Genomic DNA, 18,926 nt, shown 5'->3' on the forward strand with positions numbered 1-18,926 from the left:
TACTCCGCAATTAACGGGATAACAAAGGAATAACTGCCTTTATAGTCAAGCTGATTTACTCCCTTTCACATGCTAGTATGTGGCTATTATAGCTTAATATATGATAAAAGCATAGATACAACCTCATGCTTGAAGTGTATTCCTTTATATATTGATATAAATAATTACAAAAGGCTGTAAAACTTCCTTACTTTCAAGGAATTGCAGCCATTCATTGTCTGTATAACTATAAATGTTCAAATGATGAAACAAATAACCGCGACTATATACCAATGTTGGAAACATGAATATATAATAGTGTAATGAAACAAGAAGAGATAAAATAAAATATTCATGAAAGTGGTGATGAATACAGCTAAGAATGGGTTACTTAAAATTATTGATGAAACACCTGAACAAGAAGTGGATAAAAATCTGGATTTTGAGGAGTTTTTAAAAGCTAAAAGCGATAAAATCTGAATATTTAACAAAATCTAGTGAGAGCAGCAAGAATCGGGCGTAATTGTTGCGCAACAGAGACAGAAAATAGGTATAAAAGTCAAATGGTCTATTTATACAATAAAATAAGAAATTGTTTTGATGAAATGTCTGAGAGAGCTGTATTACAATGAATCTGAGTATGAAAGGTTAGGAGGTAGCGGATGACAAAAGAATTTAAAAAATACATTAAAGAAGTCCAGGCGAAAAAAGACCAAGTAATAGAATGGAGTGCTTACTTAGAGAACGGGCTGTATACGTTGGATAAAGATCTTAGAACTGTTTTTAATACAACAAAAACTGCTCATCCTATGGTTAATAACCTTAAAAATACAAAAAAAGAGGATCAACTTTCACTGGAAATAGGAGATTCCAGGCTGAAGTATTTCAATGGAAGTATCTTATGGTTCTGTATTAATGGCGATATCAAAATTTTTTCAGATGATGAGGTACTTGTCATTTGTACCAATAAAGAAAGTTATCAAATGAAAATCGCAAACTATACTTATTTTTCACCTTTCTTCCGTATCCCCTCATTAATCAATCAAGACGCCAAGCACAACATGTTGATGGAAGAATTCGTTCATTTTGAAGATAAAACAGATAACGATGAAGCTTTCATTTTGAAAAAAATATATGATGATTATCGTAGTTATTTCAATTATCTAACGCTTCATTCAAAGGTTGATTATCAAACGTTGAACCGCTTATTGAACACAAGTTCAAATGGGAAGCATATCCATCAGTTTGAGAAAATAATAGAAAAAGTTTCCCCAGAATTGCTTTCTCTAAATTTGCCGTTTATCAACTTACACGGCGATTTGTGGTCTGATAACATTCTTTTAACTGATGAAGCAGGGGAAAAAACTTTATGGTATATCGACTGGGAAACTGCAGGCAAATATTTCCATTTAACGTTTGAGCCTAAGTACCGGCAATCTTATTTTTGTCTCTTTTTCCTAAATTTTATTCTCACAGATACAGATAATATGGCGTTTAAATACAAACATGAGGAAATAATTAACTTTGAACGTAAAGTTTTCCCCTTCATGTCTTAAGACGGTATCCATACTATAAAGTGTATAACCTATACTTGAAGAACAGAAAAAACGTACCGCCATCTTCCCTGTAGATAGCGGTACGTTTTCCATCAAACATATTTGATTTTTTCCACTTGCTCTAACCCTGCTTAAGATTTCGAAAACGAACAAAACCTTATTTCGCAGGCAACCCAAGCGCTTTGGCTATTCCATCCGCATGCCCTTGTGCTATTTTTTCTATAGATGCAGCACTTTTCAGCTTGTCCGCATCTGCTGCATTATCGATAAACCCATTTTCCGTTAAAATGGCTGGTGCACTCGATTCGCGTAAGACATGTAAATTGGCTTCTTTTTTTCCACGATCGGTGAACCCTGTTTGTTCCACCGTTTCATTGTGGATTGTATTTCTTATGGCGTTGGTTCTCTCCTTATTTTCATAGCTTCCGTTCCATGTAAAAGATTCATAGCCTGTAGAATTACCTGCATTGATATGTATGGAAACAAAAAAGTTAGCTCCCCAATTATTTGCTTCATTTGTTCTCGCATCTAATGACTTGGTTACATCGGACGTCCGTGAAAGTTTAATCGTGTGACTGCTATACTGTTCATTTAAAATGTCTCTGGTTCTCAATGCGATATCCAGCGTTACATCCTTTTCCTGTAAACCGTTCGCTGATGCCCCTGGGTCAGCTCCGCCATGTCCTGGATCGATATAAATGCGCGTGTTTGCTGCTTCTACTGCATGATGGGAAATAGTCATACCTGTTAGGGCAATTCCCAAAATAATAGAAACAAACAGAAGCTTTTTTAAGTCTTGTTTTACTTGTTTGGAAAAGATAATGCTATTCCTCCTTCTTTATAGTTATTCAACCATTTTAGAATCTATTAAAAAATTTGTCGATAGGCCGATATGTTGATAGAGTGAGGAAATATATTTCTGGATGTTCAAAAAATCGTAAAGTGACAGGTGTTAGAAATTCCGTTTGACACCTTTTATTCATTTGACATCCAAAATTTCAAAAACATTATTTAATCCTGATACACTAGATGTCAGGTTAGGAGGGGTATTCTTCCATTAGCCGTAATGAAAGGAGTTGGATACAATAAACCATAGGATTCATTAAAATACGAACAGATACGGAATAGTCTATTGTTTCAGCCAAGAGGGCTCCTTCCTCAAAAACTCCAAAGAATTATAGGCGGGAGGTGAGTTGGAGGTTTTACCACGTCAGCATTTTAGATTCACGAGTGTCGATTAACCAATAATATACAAAAACAAAAAAGACACCTTCCCGTAGAATGTTAACAAACATACAAACTACAGAGGGGCGTCCTTATGACAAAGAATACCATATTCCATAACTTTTTTAAAAATAGCACAAGTGTTGATTATGCAAAATTAAACAGAAACACCGCTTGAAAATATTCATATCTTTTCAAAACAATAGCCATTCCTGATTGCCAATCCATCGGATCATTCTTTCCCGAAAATGATTGAACATACATTAGTCCATAGGAATTTCAGTTTCATCTTTTTTATGAATAGCTTCCGTTCCTGCCTCCAAGGCTGTTTTGTAATACCACCGTTTATGCTTGATGACCTCCATCGTCTTTTTCATTTTTTCCAGTTGTGCTTCTACCGTAGCTTCTCGTTCGATAAACATGTCATATCTTTGTTGCAACGTAGAATCTCCCTCAGAAATCCAATCAATAAATGTTTTAATTTCCTTAATAGGCATCCCTGTATCCTTTAGACATTCAATGACATTTAAAGTTTGGATATCAGATTCTTTAAACACTCTTGTCCCGCTAGCTGTACGTTCTACAAAAGGCATAAGCCCTTCTTTATCGTAGTAACGCAGGGTATATACAGTCAGATTCAATTCTTTAGCAGCCTCACTGATAGAATATGTCTTCATCATTACGCACCTTTCTTTTTTATAATATAGACTTCGATATAACTATAGGTTATCGTGATATATTCTGAGTGTCAAACGCTTCAATTAACTATATGATTTAAAAAATTTTATAAAAGCGCTTGACCTCGAGTTGACTGGAAGGCTTAACATTTGTTTTGTAAGAGAAAATAACGCAGAGGTACAAGCGTATTCTCATTAAATCATAAGGAGTGGTTTTCATGACAACGATGAAAGGTAAAGTAGCACTGGCAACTGGAGCAAAAGGTGGAATGGGGCTTACAACGGCACAATTGTTTGCAAAAGAAGGAGCAAGTGTAGCCTTAGTGGATATAAACGAACCTAAACAAGAAGCACAAGCCTTAGTTGATGCAGGCTATCAGGCGATATCCATCCAATGTGATGTTTCAGACGAAGAAGCTGTTAAAGCAATGGTAGAAAAAACAGTTGATACATTTGGAAGATTAGATTATGCATTTAACAATGCTGGTATTCAAAACCCGGTGACAGACACCGTTGATTTAGAAGAAGTCGTTTTTGATAATGTCATGGATGTTAATGCGAAGGGCGTTTGGCTTTGCATGAAATATGAATTGAAACAATTTGAGAAACAAGGCAGCGAAGGAGCTATTGTTAACTGTTCTTCCATGGGAGGAATTGTTGGTGTTCCTGGCCGTTCCGTATACCACGCATCTAAACACGGAGTGATTGGTTTAACGAAGAGTACTGCCTTAGAAGTTGCCTCAAAAGGCATCCGTGTTAACGCAGTTCTACCAGGAATCATTGAAACGCCAATGGTTGAAAATATGTTAATTAATGAAAGTGATGCAATGGAGGAATTAATCAGCCAACTCCCTATTCGCCGTATAGGTAAAGCGGAGGAAGTTGCTTCCGTTGTCCACTGGTTATGTTCACCGGCCGCAACCTATGTCATTGGTCAATCAATATCTGTGGATGGAGGATATACAGTTCAATAATTATTTGAAGATACGCAGCGCTTTTTTTTAGTTCTGATTCAAAAAGTTCCGTATCGATTCTAGTACAATGAAAGAACTTCTACTATGACTGCCTGTCAGCGGGGGATAGTAGAAGTTTTTTTGCATTTCTCTTTTCTAAGGGTATACGTAAATCACTTGTATTTCATATAGTTTCCTAAAAGTAACCAGGTTTAAATAAAGTGCCTTCTTCCCAAAAAGAAACGTTAGATTTATGCTAACTTTAGTAACCAAATGAATACAAACGTATGATTTGATTCATTCAATAAAAATTTTGAATATAGATGTTGACCAGTTACAATTTGGACTGGATACATTTGGTGATATTGCTTATTAAAGATGAGACAAAAGAACGGATGAGCTATGAAGAATCATTACGAAACATTGTGGAAGAAGCAAAATCAGCGGATGAATATGGTGTAGATGCGATTGCTTTAGGCGAGCATCACCGTGAAGAATATGCTATTTCAAGTCCAGAGGCCGTTTTAGCTGCTCTTTCTTTGGTAACGAAGAATATTACGTTAGGTACAGGAGTAACGGTTCTAAGTTCAGATGACCCAGTGAGGATATACGAGCGTTTTGCGACAATTGATGCTTTATCAAACGGGCGGATGATCGGACGTGGAGCCTATACGGGGTCTTCCCGCTTTTTGGTTATAGTTTAAGAGACTACAATGAACTTTTTGAAGAAAAGATTGCGCTTCTTAATGAATTAATTAAAAATGAACCTGTCACTTAGAAAGGCAATCTCACGCCCAGTCACTGGTTTATGTTCAAATCTATCCTAAACTGGATGTTGTTGGTGGTGTGGGCGGTATTCCGGAGTCTATCGTTCGTGCAGCGATTTAATTTAGCTTATAGTGTGGGGGGACAGCTTCAAAAACAGCGTTTCCAGACGATTCGTCTATACGGGGAAAAGGTTATTCCAAGGGTAAAAGAATTACTAAAAGAAAGTAATGAGTGAGATTATATAATTCTTATCAAAAAACTACCAAGAAAAATTTGGTAGTTTTTTAGTGATTTTACAAAATACCCACATTAAATTTAGGGTTGAATGCTCAATCTGTGAAAACAGTAATTAGAAGCTAACTTAAGGCAAGCCTTTTAAGGTCTGACTAATAGATAATAAAACTATATCCAATGTAATGAGGGAGATAGGTGGTTACCCGTCTTCCTACTATTACGTAATCACCCAAAATAAACCTACTAAAATTAACGCTTTTTAAAATAGTAAAAAATTTATCTTCATTCCCCTATTGTATTCTTTCAAATATGATGGTAACATGTAAAACGTAATCGTTACTATTTACATAAAGAAAGGGAGAATTTGCATGAGTAAAAACTTGCTCAGAATTGCAGGAATATTATTTCTGGCACTGGTGCTTGCAGCATGTCAAGATACTGCGGACGAAGAAGATACCGGGTCGGAGGAAGAAGCAGCAGCTACAGAAGAAGAAGCAACAGAGGATTCAGAGGCAGACGAAGAAGCGGACCACAATCACGACCATGATCATGAGTCCGAAGAAAATGCAGAAGCTGGCGGTGCTGAGATTGAAGGATTCAATGCCCATTATCACACTGGCGATACATTAAATCTTACAGCAGTCTCAGCTGAAGATGAAGGAGACGGTCATTGGCATTGGTATGTCAGAGGCGGCGATGAAGGGGAATGGGAAGAAGCTGACGGCGGAGATGGAGAAACTTTCGAATCTGAAGCAGTAAACCACCAGCAGATAAAGGCAACATTATATGGTGAAGACCATGAAGTCATCAGTGAAACGGAGCCTGTCACCGTAGTAATTGATGACCATGATGGCGATGTGTATGAAGGCTACTTTGATGATGAAGATGTGGAAGACAGAGATATTTCGGACTGGGCTGGAGAGTGGAAATCCATCTACCCTTACTTTGAAGAAGGTGCTCTTGACGAAGTATATGAGCATCGAGCTGAAGAAAGTGACGATATGACATTTGAAGAGTACAAGGAGTATTATGACACAGGTTATGCAACGGATGTAGATAACATCGAAATCACAGAAGATGGGGAGTTTACCTTCCATGAAGGGGACGAAACCTATTCAGGCACCTATGCATATGACGGCTACGAAATCCTTGAATATGAAGCAGGAAACCGTGGTGTCCGATTCCTGTTTGAATTAGAAGAAGGCGATGAGGAAGCACCTCAGAACATTCAGTTCAGCGACCATATCATCGCACCACAGAAATCTTCTCATTTCCATATTTATTGGGGAGATGACAAAGACGAACTTTTGGAAGAAGTTGACCAATGGCCGACTTACTATCCTGAAGATTGGAGCGAGGAACAGATTATAGATGATCTGTACTTGCACTAAGCATTTAAGGATTTCTATAATGTGCTGTTACATGTAGATAATTAAAGAAAGACTATAAACCTTATCGATTCTATATTATAAGGTTTATAGTCTTTCTATTTAAATAGCAATTGAGAAATAGAACGAGAATCCAAGCCCATTCCTTTTCTAGGTGAATGCATACATTAAAAGTGGATGTGAAAAGAGAAAGGAATGAGCATGAATATGGATGAGACGCATATGCCTTCTGCACAGCAATATAATCAACATGGAATGATGGATTCCCGGCTCTTTTTTGGAGGACCGGGGCCGTGGGGACCGGGATTTTTCGGCCCAGGATTTGGCCCGGGATTCGGCCCGGGTTTTTATGGGCCTGGCTTTATAGGACCAGGTTTTGGAGGCCCGTATTATGGAAACCCAGTTTTCCAATATGGCGTGCCATTTTTGGGCGGAGTCATCACAGGTCTGGCGATTGATAATTTTCCTCGTTCTAGCCCATATGGATATGCAGCTCCTTATTGGGAAGGAAATCAATCTAGTTAAGTAAAAAATTGTCCTGCTGTGAAGCGAGTCGTTCCTGTAGAAGTCTTGTACGGAATTTGGTGGAGACATCCCTCGTTATAAAATGGATGGAATCGGAAGAGAAGTGAAAGATAAGAACAGCTGAAAAAGGCATTCCAGCTTATTAGTCTGGAATGCCTTTTCGCATGTTAAGCTGAAGGATTTTTACGAACAAATAGCAGATAGCTTAACAACCCGCCAAGATTGGCAATCACCATGGTGATCCCCATTGGAACAGCAGTACTTTCTCCGGCAATCCCCACAAAAGGGATCGCGATGCCGCCTAATAGATAAGGCAGAATTCCTAAGAAAGCAGATGCGCTTCCTGCATGCTTTTTCTGATTACGCATGGCTAAAGAATGGAAAAATTGAGAGATACCCCGACGTTTGGAAGACTGTTTAGAGAAATCGAGGAAGAGGCGACAAAAAAGGGCATGGAAAAAGGCATGAAACAAGGTATAGAAAAAGGTAGACAGGAAGGAGTAGAAGTAGGAAAAGAACAGGGAATAAAGCAAGGCAGGGTAGAAGCGGAACGGAATTTTGCCACCAAGCTGTTAGAGAGAAACTATTCGGATGAAGAAATCACTCAATTAACAAGCCTCAACATGGAAGAAGTAAAATGCTTCGGGAATCACTTGAAAATTAATGTAGAAAACAAATGAGAAAAATGATGCTTGTTGCATAAGTTCAAACTTGGTTGCTGCTTCATGACTTGATGGCAACCAAGTTTTTTATGTACACTTTCAAAATAACTTTAGTAAAAATTGCAGTGGTAATATTATCAGAGATTCTAGAGGAATTTATTGCAGATTATCCTGAAGTAACGTTTAGCATTTTCAGTGGTACAGGTGAGGATATTATTGATAAGCTGGATCGAGGATTATTAGACGTTGGCGTATTAATAAAACCAATCTAAACAGTATACTGTCAAACCGCCATTTTATTGCAGCATGGTGCGCATATTTATGTGGGAAATAACTTTTTCTGCAATTTTAACTGTATTTTTTTAGACTTAAACAAGATTCATAATGTTGCGATTGGTCCGAGAGTCAGCATTTACACTGCACTGCATCCCATTGATAGAGAGGGGAGGAATACTGGTCTAGAATATACCTCGCCTGTTACGATTGAAGATGATGTTTGGGTAGCGGGGGATGTTGTAATCAATCCAGGGGTAACTATTGGTGAAGGAAGTGTGATTGGTTCCGGATTTGTCGTGACAAAGAGCATACCCAAAAATGTTGTTGCTTTGGGGAATCCCTGTAGCGTTCAAAGAGAAATTACAGAAAAAAGATAAAAATGATTGGCAGCTCCTGTACGAAGCGTATCGAGCAAGTGTAGAATAAAAGTATTCATAATAATTGTTGTAGAGAATGGAAGAGCAGAGGAACGAATTCTGTTATTATGGATTTAATGATATTAATTAAGTGCACTTATGACGAACAAAGCAATATCCAGCAGGTGCATACTTATTTAAATGGATTACAAAGTCTCGGACTGGATTTCTTGTTAAGAGTGGCCATCCGAAGGGAGAGAAAAAATATGAAAATAGAACACGTAGCAATTTGGGTGAAGGATTTAGAAAAGATGAAGACATTTTATGAAACATATTTTCAGGCGGTTGCAGGTGAGAAGTATCATAATGAAAAGAAGGGGTTTGAATCCTATTTTCTAACATTTGATACGTCTGCACGCTTAGAAATCATGCGCAGAGCAGATATTGAACAATCCGCTTCTGTTGAACTGCTAGGCTGGGCTCATATTGCCCTTTCGCTGGGCAGCAAAGAGCTCGTTGACCAAATGACTGCCAGATTAAAAAAGGATGGCTACCCGCTTGTAAATGGCCCGCGTGTGACTGGGGACGGGTATTATGAAAGTGTCTTTGAGGACCCGGAAGGTAACTTGATAGAATTGACTGTGTAATAGGAGAAGCTGATGGATATAGGGTTGCTTCGGATTCCGTCGTCATAAAGGAAGTGCCCGATAATATTTTAATTGCCGGGAATCCAGCATCCATTTGCTTATGATTAACAAAAGGCATATTTATCAATTCAAAGAGAACTGTTCATAGATAGCCATATTAGTTGAATAGAGAGAGAATAGAGGTCGATTTTCTGTCACTTACAGAAAAAAGTAGACACCATTTCGAGGGAGGGGTAAGTGATGAATGATAAATTAGGATTTTTTGCTATCTATTTCTTTTCTGTTGCGATTATAAGTTTAACGATACTTTATTTTTCTGGATACCTTTCTGTTGCGACTGGTTTAGTAGATATTCTCTTAACGGCGATTACTGGTTTAGGTATTATTAAGTTATTGGAATTAGAAGCAAGGGCAAAAGAAATAAAAAATAAAAAGAGGTGAAAGAAAAAAGCTTTACCTTCTTTAACTAAAAATAAAATGAAAAGGCAAAAGGTAAATATTAACTTAACTTGATTGTCATGTTTTCATACTTGCGAGCAATCCCTTCTCTGCAAAATAGGGATTGCAATTCAACGATGATACCATTATTAAAAAGTTATCTATCATTTAAAAAATCTAAGTAGTAGAGAAAGTAACTTGCAGACATACAAAAAGGGTAATGAATACACTACCCCAAAAGTATGGCGTATGAAGTTGGCGAAAAAAAGTATCTAATTGGAATGATTGGAATGTTTGCACCTCCATCATTAATAATTTCTATCCGATTAAGATATGATCCTCTGGATAACCAATTTTAGAGTTTCTTTTTTTCTTTGCTAATGCATACGCTAAAGTCAGTGGACCTAACCGCCCAGCGAACATTGTTATGGTGACAATTATTTTTCCGATTGGTGATAATTCGCTTGTTAATCCCATCGAAAGGCCAGTAGTACTAAATGCTGAAGTAGCTTCAAATAATACCTCTAAAAAATGTTCTTCTAGCATTCCTTCTGTGATGGTTAATAATAAAGCTACAATGAGGACACAGGCAAGCGAACTCACGACAACAGCTAATGCTCGCATGACAGTATCTATCGCAATTCGGCGCTGGAATACATGGATTTGTCCGCCACCACGAAAAGTATTGATAGTAGCTAATATTAGAACGACAAAGGTATTTGTCTTTATACCTCCGCCTGTCCCCCCAGATGATGCTCCTATGAACATGAGTATAATAAGAAGCAGTTGAGAAGAGGATAACATGCTTCCAATATCAATCGTATTAAAGCCGGCACTTCTTGGTGTCGCACTTTGGAAAAAAGCAGCGGATATGCGCTCTCCCAAATTTAATTCTCCAAATGTAGCAGAGTTAAAGCTTTCTAATAAAAAAAGTAAGAAAAACCCGCTTATCATTAATAGTCCGGAGGTCATCAGTACTACTTTTGTATGCAAAGAAAACTTTCGCCAAGAGTGTTTCCTGAAGAGCTCAACAATAACGATATAGCCTAAGCCTCCGGAAACAAACAGCGTAATAATGATTATATTCACTATAGGGTCTTGAATATAGGCACTAAGGCTATCTGAAGATAAAGCAAATCCTGCATTATTGAATGCAGAGACAGAATGAAATAATGCATAATACATTGCTTGCCCCAGTCCCATATCTCCCATCCATCGAAAAGTCAAAATGATAGCTGCTATGATTTCAAACGATAAAGCAATGAGAATAATATATAAACAGAGTTTGACTAAACCTTGATTAGAACTTGAGTGAGTCGTTTGTTGTATCACCAATCGTTGTTTTAAGCCTATCCTTTTACCCAGCAGGATGGCAATAATTACCCCTAAAGTCATAAAACCAAGCCCGCCAATTTGAATCAAAATCATAATGGTAATTTGCCCAAAAGTCGAAAAAGATGAACCCGTATCTATCACAACTAACCCGTTTACGCAAACAGCAGATGTTGCTGTAAAAAGTGCGTCCTTCCAACCGATGGATATACCATTAGCAGAGGATACAGGCAGGGCTAATAGAATAGTTCCGATAGTGATAAGTAATATAAATATTAACATCACCAACTGAGGCGGGCTCACATTCCATTGACGTTTACCGTTTTCGTTCATATTTTTCCTCCATATGTCGAATATCTTCATTATTTCCCATTAATAACAATGTATCCCCTGTTTGAATAGTGTCCTCGGCCTTAGGAGTTATATTAATTTGTTTTCCATGTTTAATAGCCATAATGTTACACCCATAAGTTGCAGGGATGCTTAATTGTTGAAGTGTACGACCATTCATTGCTGGTGGAGCTTTCATTTCTACTAGATTATAATCAGGAGATAACTCAATATAGTCAATCAAATTTTCCGAACTCAGTTGTTTACCTAGTCGTATCCCCATATCTCTTTCCGGATAAATGATTTGGTCGGCTCCAATCTTTGTCAGCATTTTCCCATGTGTCGCGTTTTTTGCTTTTGCTGTTACCTTTGGTACGCCCAATTCTTTTAACAACAGGGTTGCTAAAATACTTGTTTCCAAGTTTTCTCCTACAGCAACAATGGCGTGACTGAAATTCTTCACACCTAACTCTGTTAATACATCTTCATCAGTACAATCTCCCTGAATAGCTTGGGTAGCGATATCAGACATGGCTTCAACTAGGTGCAGGTCTTTATCTACCACGAGTACTTCATGTTTATTTTGGATAAGGGTTCTGGTTAAACTAATTCCAAACCTTCCAAGACCAATGACAATAAATTGCTTTTTCATAAATAAGATCCTTCCCATGCTTATTTTTCTAAAGAAACGATATGCAAATCGATTTCACCGCAATTCTTTAGCAAGCGATTAATAAAATCCCCTTTTTTTATAATTTCCCAACGGCTTAGATGATATTGTCCGACAAGTAATTGAGTGATGTGATATTGTTTTGCAATTTCAAGAATCGTGGTGACTTTGTAAATCTCATCTTTATAGAGTTGCGAAATAAATTGTGCGTCAGAATCTATTCGCTAAACTTCTTATTTCTTGTTCTTCTGCATGATCTCTTTCTCCATCTTTGCATAAATATAAAACAATTAATGAAGCGTTAAATAAATGTGTTAAATAAACACCTTTGTTTATTAACAGGTTACCAGTCAATTCCATTAATATACATGCCATTACATTTTCTTTTTTCATAAATTTAATCTCTCTAAAAAATAAAAAAAGCCATTGGAAAAGAGAATTATTCCAATGGCATGCAAAGTCTAGGATTTCATTTTCTCTCTCAATGAACATACGAGGTTAGCTGTCGGATTCGGACTTGAGAGTGTCCGTTATTTATAAAAAATAAATAATTCACCCCATGAAACGAGAAGGTTTCGTTGGTTCCCCCGCTTTCCTGAATTAGGAAATTATGTCGTTTTGATTATTAAATTTTTATATTTATAGTTGAATCAGAAGTATAATAACGCTAAACCCAAAGATTGTCAACAACAATTTTTTTCAAATTCTGGTACGCAGATAAATTAAATAGGAAGGAAAAAATTTAATAATGCCAGCTAGGAAATTAATTAATGCAAGACTTGACTAATAGAATAAATTGAAGGTGATAAAAAGCATGAAAACTCAGAAGTACTTCTCTATCTCGTTAAATTACATATTATCCAAAAATTAATGATGGGAAAACCAAATATTATTCCCTGGTTAGTAAACATGCTTGGTGAAGTTCCTCAATCAACATTATATCGTAATATGATTGTTCTACTTGAAGAACCTCTTGTCGAAGTTGTTCATACAAACAAAGTTCAAGGAAGAGAAAAACACTTTTTTATTTAAGGAATATTTAAATAAGAAATCATGAATTTTTTAGTTTTATGATAATCGCAGAAGTAATAAGAAAAAAAGGAGGAATAAAAATGTTTTTAGCATTTAGGGAGATAAAACGATCTAAATTAAAGTACACATTGTTAGCCTTGACGATGGGATGCGATTTATTTTTTGGTATTTTTTATTACAGGCTTGGCTAATGGATTATCTTTGGCGGATAGTTCATCATTACTAAATTTGGAAGCTGACCATGCTGTAATTGATTCAGAAGAAAAAGGACAAATTGTTATTTCAGAATTGACAGAAGATCAAGTGGAAGATATCAGTAATGAACTGAATGGTGGAACCTCACCATTAGATATGACCTTTGCACAATTAGAAATAGATGGAGAACAAAATTTAGATGTTATGTATTTTTCCGTTGACACAGATAAACATCCTAATATGGAGATTTTAGAAGGAAAAAATATAAGAGAGCTAACTGTCAATGAAACCATTGTAAATAACAGCCTTAAAGACCAGATGTACCAGTTAGGGGATAAAATCATTAACGAACATTCTGGAAATACTTTAATGATTGCTTGTTTTATAGAAGGTTCTGAGGAAACAATTGACGGATTTGTCACTTTAAACAGAGATGAACTTGTTCAATCCTTGGAACAATGACATTTAAGAAATATTTAATATTTATCTAATAAATTATTTATTTTTTAATAGTACCCTGAGAATTAACACTAAAGGAGGCTAATACAAATGCAAATTACGGGACGCTGGATTTATGCTGTTTTTTCAATGATTTTTTTAATATGTACATTAGCACAATTTTTTCTGGCAGGTATGGCAATTTTTGGAGGAGGACAGTTCTGGTCTGCTCATAAAATGCTGGTTCACTTGTTTGGATTGAATGTACCAGTAATAATGATGATTGGTGCTTTTATGGGTAATTCCAAAAAGAATGATTATTTTTTCATTCTGGGGTTGTTTATACTTATTGTGACATTGTACGCAAGTGCAAACCTCGGTTTTCTACATTCTTATTTAGGAGCATTGCACCCTGTTTTAGGGGTTTTGATAACGATTTTATCAATTGGAAATTTGTATCGTTCTATAGTTCTTCTAAAAAACAGGACTTGATACATTATCTACTTTAATTATGATAAATATTTTAGGCATTTATCTTTTGTAATAGCAGTGTTTAATCTAAAAAAAGATGGAGGATGACTATCCCTCCACTGTCTTTGATTTAATAATTCCATTAGCACCGCTTTCCATAATAATAAGGTCATTATCTGTTAAATTATCAAGTTTTTTTCTAATAGTCTTCTTTTTGTATTTTTTATCATAACCGAGGCAGGCAGAAAAAACTCCTCAACGGACACATTGAGTAACGATACAAGATTATATAATACCTGTATGCTTGGATGCTGTCCTTTAATTTTTAATACTAAAATGCAAGATTCATGTATATTTCTCTTAATTAAAAAAGATGACAACAAGCATTAAAAATTTGACATCATTTTGATGTACTCCAAACTGTTGTGCCTATAGGCGTCAAGGTATTTTTGGAACTGTTTCCTAATGTTTATCTCCCCCCATGTTAGAAGCAGGGGGGGGGGATTTATTTGTTCATTATCACACTTTTAGAAAAAAGTCATGATTTTAATGTCTTCTCTGATATTTCATTTCCTTGAAGATGCTCTTTAAGAAAGTATTTTCTCATAAAAATTAAAGTAAAAAACAGACGCTCATTTTAGGTGTCTATTTTTTAGAAATTATGGTTTTTGTACAAATTCCACTTGAGCACTGCCTGAAAACGTTGATTTTATAAGGTTTCTTCATGTTTTCTTATGTCAGCAGGCTCGTTGTCCGGTTTTTCTTATTTAAGACCTCACCTCCTCCTGAAATAGGTTGATAAAAGCCGTCAAAGATGCCGGAATATACCTGTCTTTTCTATAAATAAATATGGTTTTCACTTTTTCGTATGGATGAGGGATAGAGTGTTGTTTCAGGCTTCCCTCTTGTATATACTTGGAAACAACACTTAATGGAAGCAGGCTTAGGCCAAGTCCGGCCGATACACACCCAATAATTGCCTCCATTGTTCCGAGCTCCATAATTTTAGCAGGAATCAACCCCTCCTGATGCAGCCAATGTTCAAGCTTTTCCCGGTAAGCACACCCTGAACGGAAGACGAGTATGGTATCGGTTTGAATATCTTCGATGGAAGAGATATCCGGATGCTTCGTATCGGTTATCAGAACCATTTCCTCTTCGAATACTTCCTTTTGGATGAGAGCAGGGTGCTCAACAGGTGCGGCAATAAATGCACCGTCGATCTGATGCTGAAGCACACCCTGGATATTTTGTTCGGTAGGACCTGTTTTTAAGGTTAAATCCACTTTGGGAAAAGTCTGATGATACGTTGAAAGAAAAGGCGGTAAACGCACGGCCGCAGTTGTTTCCATTGACCCGATAATTAACGATCCGTCGGGTGTCTGGTCATCCTTCATCGCCGCTTCTGTCTCTTCTATCAGATGGAATATTTTTTCGCTGTATGCTAAAAGCAAGCTTCCTTTGTCCGTCAATGTCATCCCGCGATTATATCTATAAAAAAGGGGGCTTTGCAGGCTTTTCTCCAATTGCTGAATTTTCATGGTAATGTTTGATTGTGCATATTGGAGCTCTTTTGCAGCCTGTGAAATACTCCCCAGCCTCGCAACCGTACGAAAAATGTTTAATAAATGCAAATCCATATAAGTCCCTCCCCCGGTTTTCTTTGCTATCTAATGTATTGATATCCAATATCATAATTACGTATTATTCAATATACCAAAAAAATTGTATAATTTATATATCATTATTTAATCGAAAACCATATAGTCCACAATGAAATGCTGCATGATAAGAAGAATAGAGGCGTAAAGGAAAAGAATAGGGAGGCGGGAAATGATGCTACGTAATGAAATGACAAAATGTTTAAAGATAGCGTATCCGATTATACAGGCACCAATGGCTGGCGGGGTGACTACTTCAAAATTAGTAGCCGAGACTTCGAATGCAGGCGGTTTGGGGATGATTGGGGCAGGGTACATGGCTCCAACGCAAATACGGGATCAAATCAAGGAAATTCAGAAGCTGACATCCAAGCCGTTTGGAATTAATTTGTTTGTCCCTCAACCATTTGATGTTTCAGAAGATAGTATGAAAGCGGCGAATCAGGCTTTAACCACAATTCGTCAGCAATTACATTTACCTGATAAGGATAACTTTGGAATTGCTGATTATAATGAAGTTTTGGAAGCATTTAAAGAACAGATTCAGGTTGTCATCGAAGAACAGGTTCCTATTTGTTCCTTTACCTTTGGCATTCCATCCCAGGAAGTGATTGCAGAATTAAAACAACATAATATAACGCTGATGGGAACGGCTACAACGGTTATGGAGGCAGTTCAAAATGAAGCGGCAGGAATGGATATGGTCGTGGTCCAGGGAAGTGAAGCTGGAGGTCACCGAGGAGGGTTTCTTAATCAGGAACAGGAAAGCTCTGATTCTGTCGGTTTAATGTCCCTGCTACCACAAGTGACGGATGCGATAACGATACCTGTCGTTGCTGCTGGAGGAATCATGGATGGGAGAGGATTAGCAGCCTCGATGTGTTTAGGTGCACAGGGAGTGCAAATGGGGACGGCCTTCCTGACTTGTGTCGAAAGCGGAGCACATCCGGTCCACAAGGAAGCCGTTCTGAGCATTAGTGAGGATCAAACGGTCTACACCCGGTCATTTTCTGGTAAATGGGCGCGGGGAGTTAAAAATCATTTTATCTTAGAAATGCAAAATCATGAAGTATATTTGCCGGATTTTCCTGTTCAAAATACACTGACGCAGGATATTAGAAAAGCTGCCTCTGCAGAGAATAATCCAGATTTCATGTCTCTTTGGTCCGGGCAAAGTACCAGGTTAGCTAAGAGCCAAACGGTTGAAGCATTAATTGAAAATATGGTTGCAGAAGCTAAAAAATTAAATGTAAATATATAAAAATCGTGTTATTGATTTGTTTTTGTATGATGGGGTCAGCTGAATTATTAGGCTGTCCCTTTTTAATATGCAAGATATGTAAAGCAGGGGCTGTCGATACAATAATATTGCAGCCTTAATATCACTTGACTCAATAGAGGCAAAAATAGATTGCCTTATATATGACCTAGCTCCCCCATAATCCCCGTGTTTTACAGCGTCCATCCAAATGTGTAACATGATTAGGCAAAGGGGGAATAGGATAATGACAAACCAAATGAATCGTTTTGAAGGTAAAGTAGCATTGGTGACAGGGGGGTGTTCGGGAATCGGGCAAGCCATCGCGCGTCGCCTGCATGAAGAGGGGGCGACTGTCATCACTGCGCAGCGCGGCGAGGATAAGATGTTCGACTGGATTCCTGCTGATTTCTCCGATCCACAGACACCTGAGCGCGTTGTAGCGGAGGTCATTGACCGTGCTGGAAAGCTGGATGTTCTGATTAATAATGCTGGCATGATGATGGAAGCAGGAATTGAAGAAATGACCTTAGAGGACTGGCAGCGCAACATCGATTTGAATCTGACTGCACCGTTTCTATTGACTCGTGCCACTTTGCCTTATCTGCGCAAGACACAAGGCAGTATTGTCAATACCAGTTCGGTGGAGGGGCTGGCTGCAAATCCCGGGCATGCAGCCTATGCTGTCACAAAGTCGGGAATTTTAGGGTTAACTCGTTCCATAGCAGTTGATCATGGACATGAAGGAATACGTTGCAATGCTGTTGCGCCTGGATGGATTGACACCGATTTGAACATTAATCTTATCGAAAATTCACCAGATGCCGAAGCATTCAAACGCGATCTCGGAAAAATTCATCCTGTGGGACGGACCGGAAAACCGGAGGAGGTAGCAGCGCTGGTAGCATTTCTCGCTGCTGATGAAGCAGGCTTTATCACAGGACAGGTTTATACAGTAGATGGAGGCAGAACAACCAAGCTGAGTTTGCCTTAATTTTTTCTCTTTTGAAATATATTGTAATGAAGCGATTTTAAACACATTATTTTTACGATTTACTCCCCCTGTAGTAGTTTTCAGGCCTGCTTTAGGGGGAGGTATTCCTCTGCTCCTTTTTCATTTTCCCAATATAAAGATCTGACAAAATTTAAAGTATTATCCCGGAAAAGCTTCCTTTTAATACGTTTTTGCCGTGTTGGTTTTTACATAAGAAGGTCGTATCAATTGTTTTTCGATTCTTTTTTGTTTCTTTATATTCTTCAATGAATACTTCACAAGTGATCGTGTCTCCGGTTAAGACAGGGCGTAGAAATTCAAAATTTGCATTACGGGCAAGCACGTTATTATCTCCGCCGATTTTGGTCGGCAGTGTGGCAGTCAACAGGCCTTGAATAACAAGCCTTCCTTGTTCATCAGGAGTTTGATGATGAATGCCTTCATCACCCGAAAGTGCTGTAAATAATTCAACATCCTTTAATGTAAAGGTTCGTTCAAATGTAATGGTGTCTCCAGCTTTTAATGACATGATTTCTATTCCTCCGGTTAGTTGTAAATAGTAATTATTTTAAAAATATATTTTTATTTTATAGTAGTTTACTTCTTTAAGCTATCCATCATGTGTGCTGATATGATATAACTCGCTATTCTTCTTGTCAGCTTATTTATGGCAGGGCGTTTTTTAAAAACGACATAAGATGAATCCATTGAAACATGCATTCACCTTGTTGTTAATTAAAACATACCAACATCAACAATAAAAAAGGCCTTCCCTAATTAAGGAAAGACCAGATTATCTAAGTGTATAAAGACTTTCTGCTAAACCTACAGCAGAGATACCAAGCTTTTCATGATTTGTTGT

General features: G+C 37.4%; 23 protein-coding genes, 1 pseudogene and 1 riboswitch. Of the genes and pseudogenes, 15 read left to right on the forward strand and 9 right to left on the reverse strand.

What is annotated here, in order from left to right:
• The first annotated feature begins 641 nt into the window (after nt 1-641).
• Complete coding sequence (locus tag ACW0TQ_RS08755; protein WP_455725571.1) at nt 642-1,535, forward strand: hypothetical protein; 894 nt, start codon at nt 642-644, stop codon at nt 1,533-1,535.
• Nucleotides 1,536-1,695: 160 nt separating this feature from the next.
• Here ACW0TQ_RS08755 and ACW0TQ_RS08760 read toward each other — a convergent pair.
• Both ACW0TQ_RS08760 and ACW0TQ_RS08765 read right to left on the reverse strand, forming a co-directional pair.
• Nucleotides 1,696-2,277, reverse strand: a pseudogene (locus ACW0TQ_RS08760) (N-acetylmuramoyl-L-alanine amidase family protein); the annotation flags it as partial.
• Nucleotides 2,278-3,022: 745 nt separating this feature from the next.
• Nucleotides 3,023-3,436, reverse strand: a complete 414-nt coding sequence (locus ACW0TQ_RS08765) for a MerR family transcriptional regulator (RefSeq protein ID WP_256706289.1) — start codon at nt 3,434-3,436, stop codon at nt 3,023-3,025.
• A 218-nt stretch (nt 3,437-3,654) separates the two neighbouring features.
• Between ACW0TQ_RS08765 and ACW0TQ_RS08770 the strand changes: the two genes are divergently transcribed.
• From ACW0TQ_RS08770 to ACW0TQ_RS08790, 5 genes are all read left to right on the forward strand, one after another.
• The gene (locus ACW0TQ_RS08770) at nt 3,655-4,410 is read left to right on the forward strand and encodes an SDR family NAD(P)-dependent oxidoreductase (RefSeq protein WP_455725572.1); all 756 of its coding nucleotides are present in this window, start codon (nt 3,655-3,657) and stop codon (nt 4,408-4,410) included.
• Nucleotides 4,411-4,748: 338 nt separating this feature from the next.
• Nucleotides 4,749-5,093 carry an LLM class flavin-dependent oxidoreductase gene (locus ACW0TQ_RS08775; protein ID WP_455725573.1) on the forward strand — a complete coding sequence of 115 codons (345 nt, stop codon included), beginning with the start codon at nt 4,749-4,751 and terminating at the stop codon, nt 5,091-5,093.
• Nucleotides 5,094-5,263: 170 nt separating this feature from the next.
• Nucleotides 5,264-5,392, forward strand: a complete 129-nt coding sequence (locus ACW0TQ_RS08780; RefSeq protein WP_256705946.1) for a hypothetical protein — start codon at nt 5,264-5,266, stop codon at nt 5,390-5,392.
• Nucleotides 5,393-5,759: 367 nt separating this feature from the next.
• Complete coding sequence (locus ACW0TQ_RS08785; RefSeq protein ID WP_212929594.1) at nt 5,760-6,782, forward strand: ZinT family metal-binding protein; 1,023 nt, start codon at nt 5,760-5,762, stop codon at nt 6,780-6,782.
• Between the two features lie 192 nt (nt 6,783-6,974).
• The gene (locus ACW0TQ_RS08790; RefSeq protein ID WP_212929593.1) at nt 6,975-7,304 is read left to right on the forward strand and encodes a hypothetical protein; all 330 of its coding nucleotides are present in this window, start codon (nt 6,975-6,977) and stop codon (nt 7,302-7,304) included.
• Between the two features lie 167 nt (nt 7,305-7,471).
• Here ACW0TQ_RS08790 and ACW0TQ_RS08795 read toward each other — a convergent pair whose 3' ends face one another.
• Nucleotides 7,472-7,672 carry a hypothetical protein gene (locus ACW0TQ_RS08795; protein WP_332094236.1) on the reverse strand — a complete coding sequence of 67 codons (201 nt, stop codon included), beginning with the start codon at nt 7,670-7,672 and terminating at the stop codon, nt 7,472-7,474.
• A 9-nt stretch (nt 7,673-7,681) separates the two neighbouring features.
• On the opposite strand from ACW0TQ_RS08795, the gene ACW0TQ_RS08800 reads away from it, so the two are divergent.
• From ACW0TQ_RS08800 to ACW0TQ_RS08820, 5 genes are all read left to right on the forward strand, one after another.
• Entirely contained in the window at nt 7,682-7,984 is a 303-nt protein-coding gene (locus tag ACW0TQ_RS08800) for an RpnC/YadD family protein (RefSeq protein ID WP_455725574.1), read from the forward strand.
• A 107-nt stretch (nt 7,985-8,091) separates the two neighbouring features.
• Nucleotides 8,092-8,238 (forward strand): LysR substrate-binding domain-containing protein, encoded by a 147-nt coding sequence (locus ACW0TQ_RS08805; protein ID WP_246529059.1) that lies wholly within the window; start codon nt 8,092-8,094, stop codon nt 8,236-8,238.
• A 51-nt stretch (nt 8,239-8,289) separates the two neighbouring features.
• On the forward strand, nt 8,290-8,619 hold the full coding sequence (locus ACW0TQ_RS08810) for an LbetaH domain-containing protein (protein ID WP_455725575.1): 330 nt from the start codon (nt 8,290-8,292) through the stop codon (nt 8,617-8,619).
• Nucleotides 8,620-8,864: 245 nt separating this feature from the next.
• Entirely contained in the window at nt 8,865-9,245 is a 381-nt protein-coding gene (locus ACW0TQ_RS08815) for a VOC family protein (protein ID WP_212929591.1), read from the forward strand.
• A gap of 240 nt (nt 9,246-9,485) precedes the next feature.
• Entirely contained in the window at nt 9,486-9,686 is a 201-nt protein-coding gene (locus ACW0TQ_RS08820) for a hypothetical protein (protein ID WP_212929590.1), read from the forward strand.
• A 315-nt stretch (nt 9,687-10,001) separates the two neighbouring features.
• On the opposite strand, the gene ACW0TQ_RS08825 is transcribed toward ACW0TQ_RS08820, so the two are convergent.
• From ACW0TQ_RS08825 to ACW0TQ_RS08835, 3 genes are all read right to left on the reverse strand, one after another.
• Nucleotides 10,002-11,348: a TrkH family potassium uptake protein gene (locus ACW0TQ_RS08825; protein WP_212929589.1), complete on the reverse strand. Its 1,347-nt coding sequence runs from the start codon at nt 11,346-11,348 to the stop codon at nt 10,002-10,004.
• Entirely contained in the window at nt 11,332-11,997 is a 666-nt protein-coding gene (locus ACW0TQ_RS08830) for a potassium channel family protein (protein WP_212929588.1), read from the reverse strand. Before ACW0TQ_RS08830 ends, ACW0TQ_RS08825 begins: the two co-directional genes overlap by 17 nt.
• Nucleotides 11,998-12,225: 228 nt before the next feature.
• The gene (locus tag ACW0TQ_RS08835; RefSeq protein ID WP_455725576.1) at nt 12,226-12,408 is read right to left on the reverse strand and encodes a hypothetical protein; all 183 of its coding nucleotides are present in this window, start codon (nt 12,406-12,408) and stop codon (nt 12,226-12,228) included.
• A gap of 78 nt (nt 12,409-12,486) precedes the next feature.
• Nucleotides 12,487-12,640, reverse strand: a riboswitch (cyclic di-AMP (ydaO/yuaA leader).
• 569 nt (nt 12,641-13,209) lie between these two features.
• Here ACW0TQ_RS08835 and ACW0TQ_RS08840 point away from each other — a divergent pair.
• Together ACW0TQ_RS08840 and ACW0TQ_RS08845 are read left to right on the forward strand one after the other, a co-directional pair.
• Nucleotides 13,210-13,704: a hypothetical protein gene (locus ACW0TQ_RS08840; RefSeq protein WP_256705948.1), complete on the forward strand. Its 495-nt coding sequence runs from the start codon at nt 13,210-13,212 to the stop codon at nt 13,702-13,704.
• 87 nt (nt 13,705-13,791) lie between these two features.
• Entirely contained in the window at nt 13,792-14,172 is a 381-nt protein-coding gene (locus ACW0TQ_RS08845; RefSeq protein WP_455725577.1) for a DUF6220 domain-containing protein, read from the forward strand.
• A gap of 87 nt (nt 14,173-14,259) precedes the next feature.
• Here ACW0TQ_RS08845 and ACW0TQ_RS08850 read toward each other — a convergent pair whose 3' ends face one another.
• Together ACW0TQ_RS08850 and ACW0TQ_RS08855 are read right to left on the reverse strand one after the other, a co-directional pair.
• Nucleotides 14,260-14,355 (reverse strand): hypothetical protein, encoded by a 96-nt coding sequence (locus tag ACW0TQ_RS08850; protein WP_425313062.1) that lies wholly within the window; start codon nt 14,353-14,355, stop codon nt 14,260-14,262.
• A gap of 563 nt (nt 14,356-14,918) precedes the next feature.
• Nucleotides 14,919-15,791 carry a LysR family transcriptional regulator gene (locus tag ACW0TQ_RS08855; RefSeq protein WP_212929585.1) on the reverse strand — a complete coding sequence of 291 codons (873 nt, stop codon included), beginning with the start codon at nt 15,789-15,791 and terminating at the stop codon, nt 14,919-14,921.
• Between the two features lie 196 nt (nt 15,792-15,987).
• Here ACW0TQ_RS08855 and ACW0TQ_RS08860 point away from each other — a divergent pair, with 196 nt between their 5' ends.
• Together ACW0TQ_RS08860 and ACW0TQ_RS08865 are read left to right on the forward strand one after the other, a co-directional pair.
• Nucleotides 15,988-17,073: an NAD(P)H-dependent flavin oxidoreductase gene (locus tag ACW0TQ_RS08860; protein WP_193063213.1), complete on the forward strand. Its 1,086-nt coding sequence runs from the start codon at nt 15,988-15,990 to the stop codon at nt 17,071-17,073.
• Nucleotides 17,074-17,359: 286 nt separating this feature from the next.
• Complete coding sequence (locus ACW0TQ_RS08865) at nt 17,360-18,064, forward strand: SDR family NAD(P)-dependent oxidoreductase (protein WP_455725578.1); 705 nt, start codon at nt 17,360-17,362, stop codon at nt 18,062-18,064.
• A gap of 151 nt (nt 18,065-18,215) precedes the next feature.
• On the opposite strand, the gene ACW0TQ_RS08870 is transcribed toward ACW0TQ_RS08865, so the two are convergent.
• On the reverse strand, nt 18,216-18,593 hold the full coding sequence (locus ACW0TQ_RS08870) for an FAS1-like dehydratase domain-containing protein (protein ID WP_193063165.1): 378 nt from the start codon (nt 18,591-18,593) through the stop codon (nt 18,216-18,218).
• Nucleotides 18,594-18,926 lie beyond the last annotated feature (333 nt).

Source organism: Oceanobacillus sp. M60 (assembly GCF_053839645.1).